Origin of the sequence: Hydrogenophaga sp. ZJX-1, assembly GCF_048590325.1 — a bacterium.
GTDB lineage: Bacteria > Pseudomonadota > Gammaproteobacteria > Burkholderiales > Burkholderiaceae_C > Hydrogenophaga.
Map to the genome: position 1 here is coordinate 566,277 of NZ_JBMBRA010000001.1, position 15,204 is coordinate 581,480.

At 64.3% G+C, this 15,204-nt stretch carries 16 protein-coding genes; 1 reads left to right on the forward strand and 15 read right to left on the reverse strand.

Annotated features, from left to right (window positions below; all coding sequences use genetic code 11):
- The first annotated feature begins 21 nt into the window (after nt 1-21).
- Nucleotides 22-1,116 (forward strand): transglutaminase-like domain-containing protein, encoded by a 1,095-nt coding sequence (locus ACN5W5_RS02830; protein ID WP_420047077.1) that lies wholly within the window; start codon nt 22-24, stop codon nt 1,114-1,116.
- 139 nt (nt 1,117-1,255) lie between these two features.
- Here the strand turns inward: ACN5W5_RS02830 and tolA are convergent, their stop codons facing one another.
- The 15 genes from tolA to pilV all read right to left on the reverse strand — a co-directional run bounded on the left by tolA (nt 1,256) and on the right by pilV (nt 15,196).
- A complete protein-coding gene (gene tolA, locus ACN5W5_RS02835; protein ID WP_420047078.1) occupies nt 1,256-2,128 on the reverse strand; it encodes a cell envelope integrity protein TolA in 873 nt (290 codons plus the stop codon).
- Between the two features lie 10 nt (nt 2,129-2,138).
- Complete coding sequence (locus ACN5W5_RS02840) at nt 2,139-2,576, reverse strand: ExbD/TolR family protein (protein ID WP_420047079.1); 438 nt, start codon at nt 2,574-2,576, stop codon at nt 2,139-2,141.
- A 1-nt stretch (nt 2,577) separates the two neighbouring features.
- Entirely contained in the window at nt 2,578-3,270 is a 693-nt protein-coding gene (gene tolQ / locus ACN5W5_RS02845; RefSeq protein ID WP_177135309.1) for a protein TolQ, read from the reverse strand.
- Nucleotides 3,271-3,300: 30 nt separating this feature from the next.
- Nucleotides 3,301-3,753: a tol-pal system-associated acyl-CoA thioesterase gene (gene ybgC / locus ACN5W5_RS02850; RefSeq protein ID WP_420047080.1), complete on the reverse strand. Its 453-nt coding sequence runs from the start codon at nt 3,751-3,753 to the stop codon at nt 3,301-3,303.
- Nucleotides 3,750-4,970, reverse strand: coding sequence for a pyridoxal phosphate-dependent aminotransferase (locus ACN5W5_RS02855; protein ID WP_420047081.1), 1,221 nt, complete (start codon nt 4,968-4,970; stop codon nt 3,750-3,752). Before ACN5W5_RS02855 ends, ybgC begins: the two co-directional genes overlap by 4 nt.
- Nucleotides 4,971-4,991: 21 nt before the next feature.
- Complete coding sequence (gene nusB / locus ACN5W5_RS02860) at nt 4,992-5,531, reverse strand: transcription antitermination factor NusB (RefSeq protein ID WP_420047082.1); 540 nt, start codon at nt 5,529-5,531, stop codon at nt 4,992-4,994.
- Nucleotide 5,532: 1 nt separating this feature from the next.
- Nucleotides 5,533-5,997, reverse strand: a complete 465-nt coding sequence (gene ribH / locus ACN5W5_RS02865; protein ID WP_177135306.1) for a 6,7-dimethyl-8-ribityllumazine synthase — start codon at nt 5,995-5,997, stop codon at nt 5,533-5,535.
- 33 nt (nt 5,998-6,030) lie between these two features.
- Nucleotides 6,031-7,161, reverse strand: coding sequence for a bifunctional 3,4-dihydroxy-2-butanone-4-phosphate synthase/GTP cyclohydrolase II (gene ribBA, locus ACN5W5_RS02870; protein ID WP_420047083.1), 1,131 nt, complete (start codon nt 7,159-7,161; stop codon nt 6,031-6,033).
- Nucleotides 7,158-7,805, reverse strand: coding sequence for a riboflavin synthase (locus ACN5W5_RS02875; protein ID WP_420047084.1), 648 nt, complete (start codon nt 7,803-7,805; stop codon nt 7,158-7,160). Before ACN5W5_RS02875 ends, ribBA begins: the two co-directional genes overlap by 4 nt.
- Before the next feature lie 113 nt (nt 7,806-7,918).
- Nucleotides 7,919-9,076 (reverse strand): bifunctional diaminohydroxyphosphoribosylaminopyrimidine deaminase/5-amino-6-(5-phosphoribosylamino)uracil reductase RibD, encoded by a 1,158-nt coding sequence (ribD, locus tag ACN5W5_RS02880; protein ID WP_420047085.1) that lies wholly within the window; start codon nt 9,074-9,076, stop codon nt 7,919-7,921.
- On the reverse strand, nt 9,073-9,510 hold the full coding sequence (locus ACN5W5_RS02885) for a type IV pilin protein (RefSeq protein ID WP_420047086.1): 438 nt from the start codon (nt 9,508-9,510) through the stop codon (nt 9,073-9,075). Before ACN5W5_RS02885 ends, ribD begins: the two co-directional genes overlap by 4 nt.
- Nucleotides 9,511-9,521: 11 nt before the next feature.
- On the reverse strand, nt 9,522-13,010 hold the full coding sequence (locus tag ACN5W5_RS02890) for a pilus assembly protein (protein ID WP_420047087.1): 3,489 nt from the start codon (nt 13,008-13,010) through the stop codon (nt 9,522-9,524).
- Between the two features lie 19 nt (nt 13,011-13,029).
- Nucleotides 13,030-13,794: a pilus assembly PilX family protein gene (locus ACN5W5_RS02895; RefSeq protein ID WP_420047088.1), complete on the reverse strand. Its 765-nt coding sequence runs from the start codon at nt 13,792-13,794 to the stop codon at nt 13,030-13,032.
- A gap of 5 nt (nt 13,795-13,799) precedes the next feature.
- The gene (locus ACN5W5_RS02900) at nt 13,800-14,681 is read right to left on the reverse strand and encodes a PilW family protein (protein ID WP_420047089.1); all 882 of its coding nucleotides are present in this window, start codon (nt 14,679-14,681) and stop codon (nt 13,800-13,802) included.
- A complete protein-coding gene (gene pilV, locus ACN5W5_RS02905; RefSeq protein WP_420047090.1) occupies nt 14,636-15,196 on the reverse strand; it encodes a type IV pilus modification protein PilV in 561 nt (186 codons plus the stop codon). Before pilV ends, ACN5W5_RS02900 begins: the two co-directional genes overlap by 46 nt.
- Nucleotides 15,197-15,204 lie beyond the last annotated feature (8 nt).

Consider the following 15,204-nt stretch of genomic DNA (forward strand, 5'->3'; position numbering starts at 1 on the left):
ATTGGTCAGGGAGTAAACACCATGTCGCAACCATCGGGGCTGCCGCCGCGGGCTGTTCTGTTGTCTTTGTTTGGCGATTCACCGCTGGGCCTGCATCTGGGGCTCCGCACCAGCCATCTCTTCAACCTGGGCTCCGTGCAGCGGCTCCAGTCGGGGCAGACGCTGCCGAACCACGGCGGCCGCCCTGTGCACCTGGTGCTCGCCGGGCGGCTGGCCGGTGGCGGGGAATGGTGGGGGCCGGGCAACCACTTCGCCGCCCGGGGCCCGGCGCGGCAGGCGCTGGACGCCGACACCCTGGTCTGGAGTCTCGACGCGACCCAGGCGATCTGGCGGTCGGCTGCGGCTCAGCACCTGCGCAGCGCCTGGGCCGAGGCCCTGCTGGCGGTCGATCGGTCCGAGCTCGGCGCCCGCTTCCCCGATGACCTGCCCGATCCGAAAACCCTGTGCGATCACGGACACCCAACGATCCGCCAGCTGGCGCAATCGCTGGAGCGCACCACACCAGCCGACACCGCAGAAACCATCTTCCGTTTCGTGCGGTCCATGCCCTACCGGTTTGGCCTCCGGCAGGAGCTGGCGTCGGACACCCTGGCGCGGGGCAGCGGTGTGTGCTCTACCAAGGCCAACCTGCAGGTGGCGCTGATGCGCGCAGCGGGCATCGAGGCGGGGTTTGTCGAGGCCCCGCTCGACATGGGCTCCCTGGGTGTGCTCATGCCCGACGGCTGGCGCGCACAGATGGGCGCCCGTGTGAAACACCACTTCGCAGCGGCCCGGCTCGGCGGGCGCTGGCACGCGGCCGATGCCTCGTTCTGCGACACCAGTTGCTCGCTGTTCACGGAAGCTGGGCCGCACCTTGCCGCGGTGGTTCCGATCGGGCTTCAGGAGGGGCGCCCCTCCCATCCGCTGGCCGTCATCAACGGCACCGATCCGTTCGAGATCCGCGTCCTGCCCGATCTGAGTGACGAGATGGGCAAAAAGAGCCGCTTCCTGCCCCGGCATTTCGAGGCCATGAACACCCGGCTGGACCGGACCCGGTTCAACCACCCGGTCAAGCTGCGGGCCGCCGCCACAACCACTGTCATCACATCACGACCTGGCGAAAGTGCGCCCGCATGAGACAGTACCCCCGCGAGCCCGTGGTCGAGGCCGATGGCGTCGCAACCATGCAAGGCAAGCAACAGATCGTGGCCCATGTGCCCGGAATCCCTCGATGCTGGCGGCCTTGAACCGTTGCGCGGAGCGCGGGCAGAGGTGCTCAGTCCAGCGGGCGCATCTCCACGATCATCGGCGATGGCACCGTCCCATCGGTGTCGCGGGGCAGGCTGCCGGTGCGGTCGATGGCGCGCAGGGCCGCATCGTCCCAGGCGGGATTGCCACTGCTTTTCACCACGCGGCGCGAGGAGATGGTGCCATCGGCCAAGGTCCGAATCTCAATCTCGGTCAGCAGATTCCGGGGAAGCTCTTGCGAGATACGGATGTTGGGGCGGATGCGTTCACGCACCCGGTTGCCGTAGCCCGACGACGGGCCGCTTGATCGGGCCGCGGAGCCGCGCGCATTCGGGCCGCCGCTCGCGCCGACCTGGCCCATCATGCGGGCTACCTGTTCGCGGCGGAATTGCTCGCGCAACTTTTCTTCGGCTGCTTGTCGGGCTTTCTGCTCGGCCAGCTTCTTCTCCTGTGCTTTCTTTTCGGCCGCCTGCTTTTCAGCGGCTTTCTTCTTGGCCTCTTTTTCTTTTTCCAGCTCGGCCTTTCGTTTGGCCTCGGCCTTTTTCGCCTGCTCCCGCTTCTCTTCCTCGGCCTTCTTCTTGGCCTGGGCGGTGGCGATCTCGGCCTCTTTCACCGCTGGTGGCGGTGCCGGACGCGGCTCGGGTTTGGGTTCGGGCCGTGGCTCGGGTTCCGGTGGTGGCGGCGGCGGTGGGGGCGGCTCCACGGCACGCGGCGCGGCTTCACGCGGCACGCTGGACCAGAGCTCGGCCTCGAACGAAACCAGCGGTTCGTCCTTCCAGTGCACGCCCCAGGTGAGCGCGCCCATGAGCAGGGCATGCGCCAGCAGCGCCAGCCCGACAGGGCCCAGCCAGCGGCCCGGACGGGGAGGCTTGAGGTCGTGGGTGTCGGCGGTGATCTGCATGGCGGGCGGGTCAGCGCGTGGTCTGGACCGACAGGCCGACACGTTGGACACCCGCGCGCTGCAGGGTGTCCATCGCCTTGACCACGGTCTCGTACTTGATGCCCTTGTCGGCGCTGATGACCACGGGGACCTTGTCGGCTTCACCACCCTCCGACGCCGCCTGCAGCTTGCGCACTTCGTCGGCGAGTTGCGTCATCTTGATGCTGCGACCGTCTTTGTTGGACAGGCCTTCGCGCACCTCGATGCCCTCGTCCTTGTCGATGATGACCTGCACGAAATCCTTGGGCTGCGCGTTGGCCTGACCGACGCTGGGCAGATCGATCTGGCTCGGCGAGATCAGTGGCGCCGTGACCATGAAGATGATCAGCAGCACGAGCATGACGTCGATGAACGGGACCATGTTGATCTCGTTCTTGGTGCGCCGTGGGCGACGGGACGACGCTGCCATGTCAGTGTCCGGAGGCAGACTGGTTGCCCAGGTTGCGCTGCAGGATGTTGGAGAACTCTTCCATGAACGTTTCCATGCGGCTGGCCGCGCGGTCGATGTCGTGGGCGAAGCGGTTGTAGGCCACCACCGCCGGGATGGCGGCGAACAGGCCGATGGCGGTCGCGACCAGGGCTTCGGCGATGCCGGGCGCCACGCTGGCCAGCGTCACCTGGGCGAGTGCGGCCAGGCCGGTGAAGGCGTGCATGATGCCCCAGACGGTGCCAAACAGGCCGACATAGGGCGCCACGGAGCCGACCGTGCCGAGGAAGGACAGATTGGCTTCCATCACGTCGAGCTCGCGCTGGAAGCTTGCGCGCATGGCGCGGCGGGCGCCGTCAAGCAGGGTGCCATTGTCGGTGATGTGGCGTTCGCGCAGTTTCTGGTATTCGCGCATGCCGCTGGCAAAGATGCGTTCCAGCGGCCCTCCGTGGCGTGCGCTCTGGGCGGCTGCGGCGTAGAGGTCGTTGAGGTTGGCACCGGACCAGAACTCGCGCTCAAAATCTTCGTTGTGCGCGTTCACCCGCTTGAGTGCGAAGACTTTGCGGAAAATGGCGGCCCAGCTGATGATGGACACCACCACCAGCAACAGCACCACGGCCTGGACCACCCAGCTCGCGTTGAGCAGCAACTGGACGATGGAGAGTTCTTGGGTCATGTCGTTCGGAGTGGTTGGAAGGAGAAAGGTTCAGGTGTAGGGGCTGCCCGGCAAGGCCATGACATCCAGCACCGCAGTGGGGATGCGCTGGGGTCGCATGGTAGCGGCATTCACCCAGCCGATGCGGATGCTGCCTTCACAGAGCGGCACATCGGTTTCGCCAACCTGCTGCGCTTTCAGGAGCGCAGTCTGCCTGATTGTGAGGGAGGCCTTGCCGACTTCCAGAACACGGGCGGTAACCAAAAGCAAATCGTCCAGCCGGGCCGGCCGCAGGTAGCGCACCTGGGTGTCGGTCACGACGAACATGCCACCCACTTCTTCGCGCAGGCGTTGCTGCTGGATGCCCAGACCACGCAGCCACTCGGTGCGGGCGCGCTCGAAGAATTTCAGGTAGTTGGCGTAGAACACGATGCCGCCGGCGTCGGTGTCCTCCCAGTACACGCGGACTGGCCACGTGAACGGACTGGCTTCCGGCTCGCTCACAGGGCCGCCTCCAGCCGGGCCACCGCTTCACGCAGCTGCGCCATCGAATTGGCGGTGGAAAACCGCAGGTAGCGCCCGGGGTCCGTGTTGCCGAAATCGCGGCCGGGCGTGGTGGCCAGCTGGCAGCGTTTCATCAGCTCGAAGGCCAGTGCCCAGCTGCCGCCTTCGTCGGCGCGCGCGCCCTGCGGCGGGATGGCCCAGCGATCGCAAAGACCGCTCACATCGGCCCAGGCGTAGAACGCACCGTCGGGCATGACCGGCACCGCGAGGCCGAGGCGATTGAGTTCGGGGATGAAGTAGTCGCGCCGGGCCTTGAACTCGGCGCGGCGGCGCTCGTATTCCGCCAGGCTCTCCGGCTCGAAGCAGGCCAGCGCCGAGTGTTGCGCGATGGTGCTGGCACAGATGAACAGGTTTTGCGCCAGCCGCTCCACCACGGGCACCAGCGCGGGCGGCAGCACCAGCCAGCCCAGGCGCCAGCCGGTCATGTTGAAGTATTTCGAGAAGCTGTTGATGCTGATGACGTCGTCGCCCAGACCTTCGGGGAGGCCGAGCGCGCTGTGGCCGTAGGCATCTTCATAACTCAGACCGAGGTAGATCTCGTCCACCAGGGTCACGCCGCCGCGCTCGCGCACGAAGCGGGCGATGCGTTCCAGCTCGTCGCGTGCGATGCTGGTGCCGGTGGGGTTGGACGGCGAGGCCAGCAGCACGCCGCGTGTGGCGGGCGTCCAGGCTGCTTCCACATGGGCCGCGCTGAGCTGGAAGCGCTCGGCCGGGCCGGAGGGGACGAGCACCGCCTTGCCTTCGGCCGCCTGCACGAACTGGCGGTTGCAGGGGTAGCTCGGGTCCGGCATCAGCACCTCGTCGCCGGCCTCAATGAGCGCCAGGCAGGCCAGTTGCAGCGCCGCCGAGGCGCCCGCCGTGACGACGATGCGGCCCGGATCGATGTCCAGCCCGAAGCGCGCCGCGTACCAGCCACTGATGGCGCGGCGCAGGGCGGGCAGGCCGGTGGCGGCGGTGTACTGGCTGCGGCCGTCGCGGATGGCGCGTTCGGCGGCCAGCTGCACCAGCGGCGGAGCGGTGAAGTCGGGTTCACCGATGTTGAGCGTGATCATCGGGCGGTCGCCGGGCCGGGCTCCGGCGGCCATGTCGGCCGCGGCTTTGGCCAGCTCCATCACGTAAAAGGGCTCGACCCGCTGGGCGCGTTGGGAAATCCGCATGCTGTGGCTGGTGTCCCGCTCTCAGGCTTCGTCGGGGCCGTCGCTGCGCGGGCCCGATGGCCTGCGCGCTGGCGCCTTGCTCGGAGCGGCGGCGATCTCGGCCGGTCGCAGCTGGGCGGCGAGCTGGTGCAGCACGCCGTTGACGTATTTGTGGCCGTCGGTGCCGCCGAAAGATTTGGCCAGCTCGATGCACTCGTTGATGACCACGCGCCAGGGCACGTCGAGGCAGTGCTGGAGCTCGTAGGCGCCGATCCAGAGCACGCCGCGCTCGATGGGCGAGAGTTCGACCAGCGGGCGATCGAGCAGGGGCGTGATCAGCGTGTCGAGTGCGTCGGCCTGGGCCACGCAGCCGTGGAGCAGGGCGTCGTAATGCACGCTGTCGGCCTTGTGGAAGCCCGAGAGGTCGCGCGTGAAGGCATCGATGTCGCTGGCTTCGTTGCGGCCCACCATGTGCTGGTAGAGCGCCTGCAGGGCGAACTCGCGGGAGCGGGTGCGGGCCGATTTGTCGGCGGCCTTGCGCGCCTTGGGCGCGCTGGTGGTGGTCGAGGTGGTGTCGTTCATGTCAGCCGATGTCTTCCAGCAGGTGGGCCATTTCGATGGCCACGCGTGCCGCGTCACGGCCTTTTTCTTCCTGGCGGGCGACCGCCTGCTCCAGGTTTTCGGTGGTGAGGATGGCGTTGGCGATCGGGACCTGGTAGTCCAGTGCCAGGCGCGTCACGGCCGAGCCGGATTCGTTGGCCACGAGTTCGAAATGGTAGGTCTCGCCGCGGATGATGCAGCCCAGGGCGATCAGTGCGTCGAAGTCGTCGCGCTCGGCCAGGGCCTGCAGGGCCACGGGCACTTCGAGCGCGCCGGGCACCTTCACATGGGTGATGTTCTTCTCTTGCACGCCCAGCGCCAGCAGCTCGGCGTGGCAGGCGTTGAATAGCGCATCGGTGATACCTTCGTTGAAGCGGGCCTGCACGATGCCGATGGCAAGTTTCTTGCCATCGAGCGGGTTGGGGGTGCCTTTGTCTGCGCCGAACATGGGGAGTCTCTTTCTGTTTGTGTGTGAGGAGGTTCAGGCGTTGCGACTGAGGTACCCGGTGATTTCGAGGCCGTAGCCGGTCATGCTGGGCATGCGGCGCGGGTTGCCCATGAGCTGCATCTTGTGCACGCCACATTCGCGCAGGATCTGCGCGCCCACGCCGTAGGTGCGCAGGTCCATGCGGCCGCGTTCGGGGGCCTGGGCCGAGCGGGCCGTGCCTTCGAACTGGGCCAGCAATTGCGCGGCCGTTTCTCCGCAGTTGAGCAGCACGGCCACGCCCGCGCCGGATTCGGCGATGTGGCGCAGGCTGGCTTCGAGGCTCCAGCTGTGCATGGAGCGGCCCACTTCCAGCGCGTCCAGCACGGACAGCGGTTCGTGCACACGCACGGCCACACTCTGGTCGGGCGTCCACTGGCCCTTGACCAGTGCCAGATGCAGGGCACCGCTGGGGCCATCGCGGAAGGCGTGTGCGGTGAATTCGCCGAAGGCGGTGTTGAGGCTGCGGGTACCGAGCTTCTGCACCAGGCTCTCGTTGCGGCTGCGGTGTTCGATCAGGTCGGCGATGGTGCCGATCTTCAGGCCGTGTTCGGCCGCAAAGAGCTGAAGGTCCGGCAGGCGGGCCATGGTGCCGTCGTCCTTCATGATTTCGCAGATCACCGAGGCGGGCGAGCAGCCGGCCATGGCGGCGAGGTCACAACCGGCTTCGGTGTGGCCAGCGCGCATGAGCACACCGCCTTCAACAGCCTGCAGCGGAAAGATGTGGCCGGGCTGCACGAGATCGTCGGCCAGGGCATTCGGCGCCACCGCGGCCTGCACGGTGCGCGCGCGGTCGGCCGCCGAAATGCCGGTGGTCACGCCCTCGGCAGCTTCGATTGACACGGTGAACGCCGTGCCCTTTTTGTCGCCGTTGCGCACGACCATGGGTGGGAGCTTGAGCTGCTCGCAGCGTTCGCGCGTGAGCGTGAGGCAGATCAGGCCGCGGCCGTAGCGGGCCATGAAGTTGATGGCTTCGGGGGTGACGTGGTCGGCTGCGAGCACCAGGTCGCCTTCGTTTTCACGGTCTTCTTCATCGACGAGGATGACGATGCGGCCAGCGCGCATGTCGGCGACGATGTCTTCCACCGGGGAGATGGCCACGGGTGCCAGGGTTTCGGGGGCGTTCATGCTGAAGGGTCCTTGTGTGGGGTGCTGGAGGCGCTGAGCATGCGTTCCACGTAACGCGCCACGGTGTCGATCTCGAGGTTGACCTGGCTGCCGTCGGCCAGCTGGCCGAGCGAGGTGTTTTCCACGGTGTGGGGAATGAGGTTGATGCTGAACTCGCAGCCAGCGGCGCTGTCTTGTATCTGGTTCACCGTGAGGCTCACGCCGTTGACGGTGATGGAGCCCTTGTAGGCGAGGTATTTGCCCAGCTCGGGCGGCGCCATCACCCGCAGCTCCCAGCTTTCGCCGACCCGGGCGAAGCGCGTCACGGTGCCGATGCCATCCACATGGCCGGAAACGATGTGGCCGCCCAGCCGGTCGTTGCCGCGCAAGGCCTTTTCAAGGTTGACGCGGTTGCCCACCGTGGCCAGCCCCGCCGTGCAGGCCAGCGATTCGGCCGACACATCGATGGTGTAGCGGTGGTTGGGTGCATCCAGCGTGGTCACGGTCATGCAGGCACCGTTGTGCGCGATGCTGTCGCCCAGACCCACGTCGTCGAGGTAGCCCGGCGGCGCCTCGATCGTGAGTCGCTTGCCGTGGTCCAAAGAGCTGCCCTGAGCGTGGAGGTCGGCGATACGCCCCACGCCGGTGATGATGCCGGTAAACATAGGCGCGTATTTTCGCAGGGTTTGCGCGCGCTTTCCGGCCGAGGGTCACCGGAAAGGCAGAAATGCCGTGCGGCAGGGCGCCAAAGGGGCCCTGTCCAGGGCAGATGGGGTATTCAGGCGTGCAGAAATGCCTCGTGGCCGCGCACCCGGGCGACGATCCGCAGATCTTCACCCACCGGATCGATGGCATGAAAAGCCAGCTTCGTGCCGTCATCCAGCTTCTGCAGCGGACCAAAACCGGCCATGCCGTGTCCTCCCGAGCCCAGCAGCAGAGGGGCCAGGTAAAGCAGCAGTTCGTCCACCAGGCCTTCTCGGATGAACGAGCCATTGAGTTTGTGGCCCGCTTCCAGATGCAGCTCGTTGACCTCGCGCTGGCCCAGATCGAGCAGCATCGCCGCCAGGTCCACCTTGCCCTGCGGGCCGGGCAGGCAGATCACCGTGGCACCCTGGGCTTCCAGCGCCGCCTGTTTCTGCGGTTCGGTGGTGGCGCAATAGACGAGGATCTGGCGCGCCAGCCCCTGGGCCGGTGGGCTGAAAAGGCGGGCGGTCAACGGCGTTTCCAGCCGGCTGTCCACGATCACAAGGTGCGGCTGCCGTGGCGTGTCCACAAGCCGCACATCCAGCATCGGGTCGTCTTCAAGCACGGTTCCTATGCCCGTCAACACCGCGCAGGCGCGGGCCCGCCAGGCGTGGCCATCGGTGCGCGCAGCCTTGCCCGTGATCCACTGGCTCACGCCGTTGCCCAACGCCGTGCTGCCGTCCAGTGATGCGGCGACCTTCATGCGCACCCAGGGTGTCTTCCGGATCATTCGGCTGAAGAAGCCGATGTTGAGTTCGCGCGAGGCGCGAGCGGCTTCGCTGTCGGGTGGCAGCAGCTCCACGGTGATGCCCGCGGCGCGCAAGCGTTCCAGACCTCGGCCCGCCACCAGCGGGTTTGGATCGGCCGTGGCCACCACCACTTTGGCGACTTTCGCGGCGATCAGCGCATCACAGCAGGGCGGTGTGCGGCCGTGGTGGGAGCAGGGTTCCAGCGTGACGTAGGCCGTGGCCCCTTCGATGGATTCACCGCGAGCCTGTGCATCACGCAAGGCCATGACTTCGGCGTGTGGGCCGCCAGCTTGCTGGGTGTGTCCCTGGCCGATCACCCGACCGCCGGGGGCGGTGAGGATGCAGCCGACGCGGGGGTTGGGGTTGGATAGCTTGAGGGCCTCGCGAGCCAGCGACAGGGTCTCCACCATACCGGCCAGCGGCACCGGCGAGACTCCACTCATCGCCCCCAGCACTCGTCAACGGGAAGCGACCCAGTGACCGCCCGGGTCCCAGCCTGCGTCAAAGTGAAGTTGCCACATTCATCGCTTGCTTGAGGCCCTTGGGTTGTGGCGGTCAAGGTATAAGAGGTGCCATTGGCCGATACCACGGTCAGCGCATAACGGTTGCCCTCCACGTTCAGCAGGCCGGCAGGCACAGCCGCCGTGAGTGGATAGCTGCCCTGTGCGGTAGCAGCACGCTCCATCCATTGCGCCACCTGCATCAAAGCGGACTTGGCGTTGGCGCGGTGGGTTCGCCTGATATAGGCGTCGTAGCTCGGAATGGCAATGGCGGACAGAATCGCCACCACCGCAACCACGATCATCAACTCGATCAGCGTGAAGCCCTTATGCCTGCGCCCAACGCTTGAAATGAGGCTTGTTTTTACAGATGTCATCGTTTGGCCCTTCAACGCAGTTCGCGCCAGTCGGTCCGGGCACCAAATCGGCCGCTGCGGCAGGCATCCAGCAGATCCGCGACGAGACCGCATTTGAATCCACCGCTACCAGCTCCGCCACAGGCGCCCTCGCAGTCGCAGTCAGGACCCACGCAACGGCACAGCTTACCCGTGCAGCGGCAATCGGCACCGACGCAGGTGGTATCCGGGCAGTCGGGGCCTGTGCAGCTGGCGCAGGTGGGGCCGATGCAGGTGTTGTTGGGTGGTTGCTCACAATCATTGCCGTCGCAGGCAAAGGTAGGCGGAATGAAGGTGGTGCTTCCTGGTCCAACCAGTGTGATGAACTCGCCCGATCCATAGGCCAAGCGACTGGCATTCCCAGTGGGATCCATTTCGTCACCGAACACGGAATTTTTCGGCGGAGCGCCACTGATGGCGTTCAAGAACGTGAGGAAGCCTTTGTCTTGCGCAGACGACAGGTCGCAAGTTTCACCTTCAATGGCCTTCTTCGGTGCAATCGTGCCGAACAGCAGCGTGTTGGCGTCAAAGACACGGGGCGCGATCAACAGGCGTTCGTCGCTGACAGGCAGATCAAAGAACCAGCCGCGCTTCGCACTGCTGTCGGTGCGCGAATACTCGATTGCGTTAGACGAGGTCTCGATCACACCAGAGGAACCGTTTCCAGTCACCGTCTGCTCTACCAGTCTGCTTCGGCCGTTGCTCGCAGTGATGGCGCCAGTTTCTTCAGCGACCAGTCTGGCCGATTCAATCTTGTAGGTGCTCAGGTCCCAAACACTGAAGATGGTTTCTGTCGGGGGCGATGTGGCGCCACGGTCGCTGGCTTCCAGATCCTTACCGGTTCCAAAGATCACCTGCAGACCACCTTGGGGGTGGATCATCAGGGTCGGGGCTGCGGTAATAGGGCGGGTAGCGCCACCGGAGGTCTTGGCCACGAAGAGGGGGACGCAGGTGGTGGCGTTTTCGCAGGTGCTGCCCGATCCCGACCAAGTGCTCACGCCCCAGTCTGAGTCGCTGGTGCTCACCAGATTGAACTTCCACATATTGCCCTTGAGGTCACCGGCGTACACCACGTCCACCGTGCCATTGCCGTTCACGTCAAAGGTCGCAGGCGCACCGAGCCCATTGGTCTGCGCATTGGCGCTGTCAGCAATGATTTTTTTCAGAGCTCGTGTGCCGTCCAAGTACTGAATCAGCAAGACCGGGCGCTCGTTGCTGCTGTTGTAACCGTTGCCCATGATCGCGGCCCAACGTCCGTTGTTGAGCTTGACGATTTGCTGCGACAGGGAGCCGGTCTGGTTGTCCAGCGAAGGTGTCGCGAAGATGTGACCCACATCGCTGTCGACGCCTTCGGTCTTGTCCATCAACACCACTGAGCTGGCGCTGGCGCCGGGGTCGGTGAAAGTGGCCGGGTTTGTGACATCCAGAACGAAATAGCCCTTGCCGCCCGCGCCCAAGGGGCTTACCAGAACGGTGCGCCAGTTGGTGCCTGAGATGGATTGGTCCAGATCGGCGTCACCTGCAAAAGGGTTACCGTCAACAAAGTAGTTGTGAGTGTAGGAGGGCAGCGTGTAGTTGCGCAGGTTGGCATAAACCCCCCTGGGAACATAGGCCAACACCTCTTTGCCCGTGTTGGCGTTGAAGCCGTGGAGCATGCCGTCGTTCGCGCCCACATACAGCACCGGCGTGCGGCTGGCGTAAGAAGACCGAAAACTGGCGTGGCCCGGGTAATCGGTGTCTAGGCGCACCGGCTTACCCACGTACCAGAGGTTGGAATTGACGATGTCACCCAGGCGCGAGTCGCGCTGGCGCATCGTTCCTCCCGTTGCAGGCACCTCCATGGAACGGTCGCCGCGAAGGTAGTTGATCCTGGCGGTGCCGTCTGTGCTTGTGGTGGACAGCAAATTCTTTTGGGCGGTTGAAAGGTTGTTCCACAAGAAACCGGTCCCAATGGTGCCGTTGTGGGTGAGAACGACTCGGCTGGTGTGCGAAAACACGCCTGTGTCCGTCGAGTCCAGTTGGGTGCTGACCTTCCAGGTCTCTGTGGTGGAGGGAAGGCCCGAGTCGTCGTCGATGCGGTATGCCTTGATGTCGCCACTCCAGCGTTCCGAGTTGTAGCTGGCCACGTAGGCGAGGCCGTTCCTGGCCAGGCGAGTGGAGTTGCTCGCAATGGAAACCAGCGGCTTGGCGGTCTGTGAAAGGATGTCGTTCAGGATGCCCTGAAATGCATCCACCAAGGCCTGGCTGTTGGGCGCCGGAACGAACCGGCCGCGGCCATTGAGTGCCGCATGCCACAGATCCATTCTGCGGCCGTCGATCCGAGGTGACGCTCCAGCACTTGTATAGCCAGTGCTTCCGTCACAAGGGCGGTTCCCAGTACCAGAATTGCTTCCCGCGCAAAATGGCGATACCCATGTGTTCACACCGTTGATGAGATTGGGCAGATCTCCCGAAAAGGTGTCGGAGCCCCAAGAGGGGTCTCCGGCCCACGACGCTGCAGTGTTGAATCCGATGGTGTATGTCACCATGTTCTGCCAGGTGGCCGGGTTGTTCCTGGGGTTCCAGAAGGGCTCCAGTGTGGTGCTGGTTCCATTTGTTGCGACAAAGGTTTCGGGGGTAGTGCGATTGTTCGTTGGGCGAACGTCGTTTGCTAAACCAGTTTGAAGATCAGTGGACCAATAGTGAAAGGCAATATCGGCTAACGTACTGAGCGTGGTTTGATTGCCGCTGGCTGTCGTGGTTGCGCCGCCCCAAATATCTCTATATAGGCGTGTTTGGTTGCTGGTGATGTCGTAGGTTCTACCGGAAGGCAGAGGTAGGACCTTGGTGGTGTTGTCTGCATTGCCTCCACCGCGCACGATGCGCGTGCCGTTGTTAGTCCTTGATGTGTCGATGTGCTGGGATGTGCTGGATGTGCCGCTATTCCAGCCGCCATCGGTCATGAAGATGTGGTAGTTCTTCCGGCAGGAGAGGATGGGTGCCTGGGTGATTCCAGGATTGGCTGCCCAAGGGCTGTTCACGTCGGAGATGGCTGCTGACAGATATTGGCCTGCGTTGTCCATCATGAGGTGCCCGGGCGTACCTCCGTTGTGGACGAGACTGTTGACCCATGCGTCAAAGTTGGTTCGGTGGGTACCTCCGAGGTAGCGCATGCCGTTGTAGGTGCCGCAGGCCGTTGAAGCGGTGCCCAAGGAAGGACATTTGTTCATTGATTGCCAGGCCATGCGAATGCGGTTTTCGGCAAGGCTGGACGACGAACCGAAGGTGTCTCGCAAAGCTTGGCGCAAGGTCGTCATGCCGGATTCACCCATACTGCCCGAATCATCGACCGAGACGATGACGTTGGGTGCTGGCTCCCTCGCTCCCGCACCCGGTGGGACCTGGCTGAAGGTCATGGGGGCCCCCATGACCGAGGTCGACATGAGAAGATACCCACCCAGCATGATGGCTTGAGCGGTATTCAACTTGGTGGATGTTTTCATTGTTGGATCTCCCATTCGATCAGGCCGCGGGATCGGCCAAGGCTGGAACAAAGATGGTGCGCAACACCACGCGTGTGCCGGGCTTGAGGCCGTTGGCCACGGCGGTGATTCGGAAGATGAAAGGGGCGTCCACGGCGGGTACGGGCAGGTTGCCGGCAATGGGCGCCATGGCCCCGGTGTTCTGGAACTCCATCACTTCGATCCAGTACCAGGCACCGTATTCGCCGTCGGCTCGCACCAGCAGCAGGGGGTTATCGATGTCGTCATTGTCAATGCCGGTGAACTCGCCATAGGTGGCTGCGATGGCGTTGGCCGTGCGCGTGTTTGCGGTCATAGCATCGAAGCCGGCTCCCAAGTTCCACCAGCCGACGCCCAGAGCATCTTCTTCTTCCAGCAGGCAGATGCCTTGTCGGCACGGCAGGGTGGCAAAGTTGGGGATGGTGGCGCGCAAGTCATCCAGATCCTGGCTCATCACGGGAATGAATGGACCAGCCGTGCCACCGTATCGATCTCGACATCCATAGAAGTTGGCGCTGGTTTTGCAAGGGAAACCCCCTGCGAGTACGCCTCTGATGTCTGTCTCTGCGTCGGCAATCAAGGCCTCTGCCGCTGAATAGGCGCGCTGGTAGTCGCTTTCGTTGCTGACCAGCGACTCGTTGAGCCAGTTGGTTCGAGTTGCACCGAGCGCCAGCATGCTACCGAGCAGCAGCATGACCATGACAACGATCAAGGAGATGCCTCGCTGGCGCAAAGCGATCTTGTTGGAGACGATGGCGGTGTTCATGGTGTTCAGCTCAGGGTCTGGAGGTTGCGCAGGGTGAACACCTGACGGAAGACACGCCGGATGCGACCGTCGTCAGCAACAGCCCCACCGGTACAGTCGGCTGTTGCAGCACCGCCGGTGGGGTTGTTGCCGCTGACTCCAACCAGGCGGATGCACACCTGAACGGCTTCCACCGCCGTCCAGTCCGCGACAGCGTCGGCCTGGAAATAGCGGATGGCAGGCGGGACAACGGCTGGGTCACGCACGGCGTACCAGATCTGCAGTTCTTCCACGTTGGGGATCACCGGCTGAGGCGTTGCGCCAGCGGCGGCTCCTTGGCAGAGGATCGAGCCATCGTCCAGGCTGAACTGGCTGGTGACCACAGCGCTCGCTGCGGCAGGGTTGTTGCCCATGCAATCGCTCAGCAAAGCAGTAATGTTGGCCACGTTGCTGAAGGACACCGTGAGCGTGTCTTCAACACCGTTGTTGGTCCCTCGGATGGAAATCGGGATCGGTTGCGTGTTGTCCAGGCCGATGTAATCGCTGCGGTAGACAAACTTCTGGGTACTCAGACCCGGATTGGTCAGGTCCACGTAGTCCTCGGCGGGAACTGCGCCAGCCTGTTTGAGCTGGCGTCCGATCATGCGCATGACGGCTGCAGCATCCTGCTGGAGGTTCACCGTGTCGGTGATAGTGGTCGACGCGACACGGTTGTAGACCAGGGTGCCAATGGCGGCCACAGACACGAGCAGACCGATGGTGATGCCGACCATCAGTTCGATCAGGGTCACGCCGCGTTGCTGGCGCCGGTGCGACGTGAACCGCATGCTGGCGCTTCCACGTAAGTGGGTAGAGTATTTCATCACGGACGCATCCTGATCAGGTGGCAGATCGATCCATCCGGGCATGTCACGTTGGCCACGTCGGTGGTCACCAGGAAAGGGTTGTCGTCATCGGCCAGACCGTCGGCTTGTGCCGAGACGTTGTCGGTCCATGCGATCACCACACCAAAGGCGGTGGGGTCACCCGGCATGGCGTAGATTGCACCGTTGCCCCCGGGCAATGACGCCGCGAGCGTCGCTTTCCATTGAGCCAGATCGAAGCCGGCCAGTTGGGCGCTGGTGCATGCCGCGGTGTTGCAGTTGGTCCCTGCGGGAGCGGCACCCCAGCCCACCAGATAGGGATTGGGTGTTCCATTGGCGGCGCTGTCGTTCAGGGCGCCCGTGTTCAGCTTCATGCGCTCATGGATATCACCAGCCATGCGCACTGCGACAGCCCGAGCGTTCGTCAAGCGGGTTTCTGTCAATGTGCGTGTCTGAAGCCCGGCAAGTCCAAGAATGCCCAGAGCGAGCACAAAAAGGGCAACCAGCGACTCGATCATGCTGATGCCGGTCTGGTGGCGGCGCAAGGAGGTGTGGATCATGTGGGGCC

Excerpts from the sequence above, each read along its gene's own strand:
- ACN5W5_RS02830 (WP_420047077.1), top strand. The coding sequence starts at position 22 with ATGTCGCAACCATCGGGGCTGCCGCCGCGGGCTGTTCTGTTGTCTTTG.
- tolA (WP_420047078.1), bottom strand. The coding sequence starts at position 2,128 with ATGCAGATCACCGCCGACACCCACGACCTCAAGCCTCCCCGTCCGGGC.
- ACN5W5_RS02840 (WP_420047079.1), bottom strand. The coding sequence starts at position 2,576 with ATGGCAGCGTCGTCCCGTCGCCCACGGCGCACCAAGAACGAGATCAAC.
- tolQ (WP_177135309.1), bottom strand. The coding sequence starts at position 3,270 with ATGACCCAAGAACTCTCCATCGTCCAGTTGCTGCTCAACGCGAGCTGG.
- ACN5W5_RS02855 (WP_420047081.1), bottom strand. The coding sequence starts at position 4,970 with ATGCGGATTTCCCAACGCGCCCAGCGGGTCGAGCCCTTTTACGTGATG.
- nusB (WP_420047082.1), bottom strand. The coding sequence starts at position 5,531 with ATGAACGACACCACCTCGACCACCACCAGCGCGCCCAAGGCGCGCAAG.
- ribH (WP_177135306.1), bottom strand. The coding sequence starts at position 5,997 with ATGTTCGGCGCAGACAAAGGCACCCCCAACCCGCTCGATGGCAAGAAA.
- ribBA (WP_420047083.1), bottom strand. The coding sequence starts at position 7,161 with ATGAACGCCCCCGAAACCCTGGCACCCGTGGCCATCTCCCCGGTGGAA.
- ACN5W5_RS02875 (WP_420047084.1), bottom strand. The coding sequence starts at position 7,805 with ATGTTTACCGGCATCATCACCGGCGTGGGGCGTATCGCCGACCTCCAC.
- ribD (WP_420047085.1), bottom strand. The coding sequence starts at position 9,076 with ATGAGTGGAGTCTCGCCGGTGCCGCTGGCCGGTATGGTGGAGACCCTG.
- ACN5W5_RS02885 (WP_420047086.1), bottom strand. The coding sequence starts at position 9,510 with ATGACATCTGTAAAAACAAGCCTCATTTCAAGCGTTGGGCGCAGGCAT.
- ACN5W5_RS02890 (WP_420047087.1), bottom strand. The coding sequence starts at position 13,010 with ATGAAAACATCCACCAAGTTGAATACCGCTCAAGCCATCATGCTGGGT.
- ACN5W5_RS02895 (WP_420047088.1), bottom strand. The coding sequence starts at position 13,794 with ATGAACACCGCCATCGTCTCCAACAAGATCGCTTTGCGCCAGCGAGGC.
- ACN5W5_RS02900 (WP_420047089.1), bottom strand. The coding sequence starts at position 14,681 with ATGCCCGGATGGATCGATCTGCCACCTGATCAGGATGCGTCCGTGATG.
- pilV (WP_420047090.1), bottom strand. The coding sequence starts at position 15,196 with ATGATCCACACCTCCTTGCGCCGCCACCAGACCGGCATCAGCATGATC.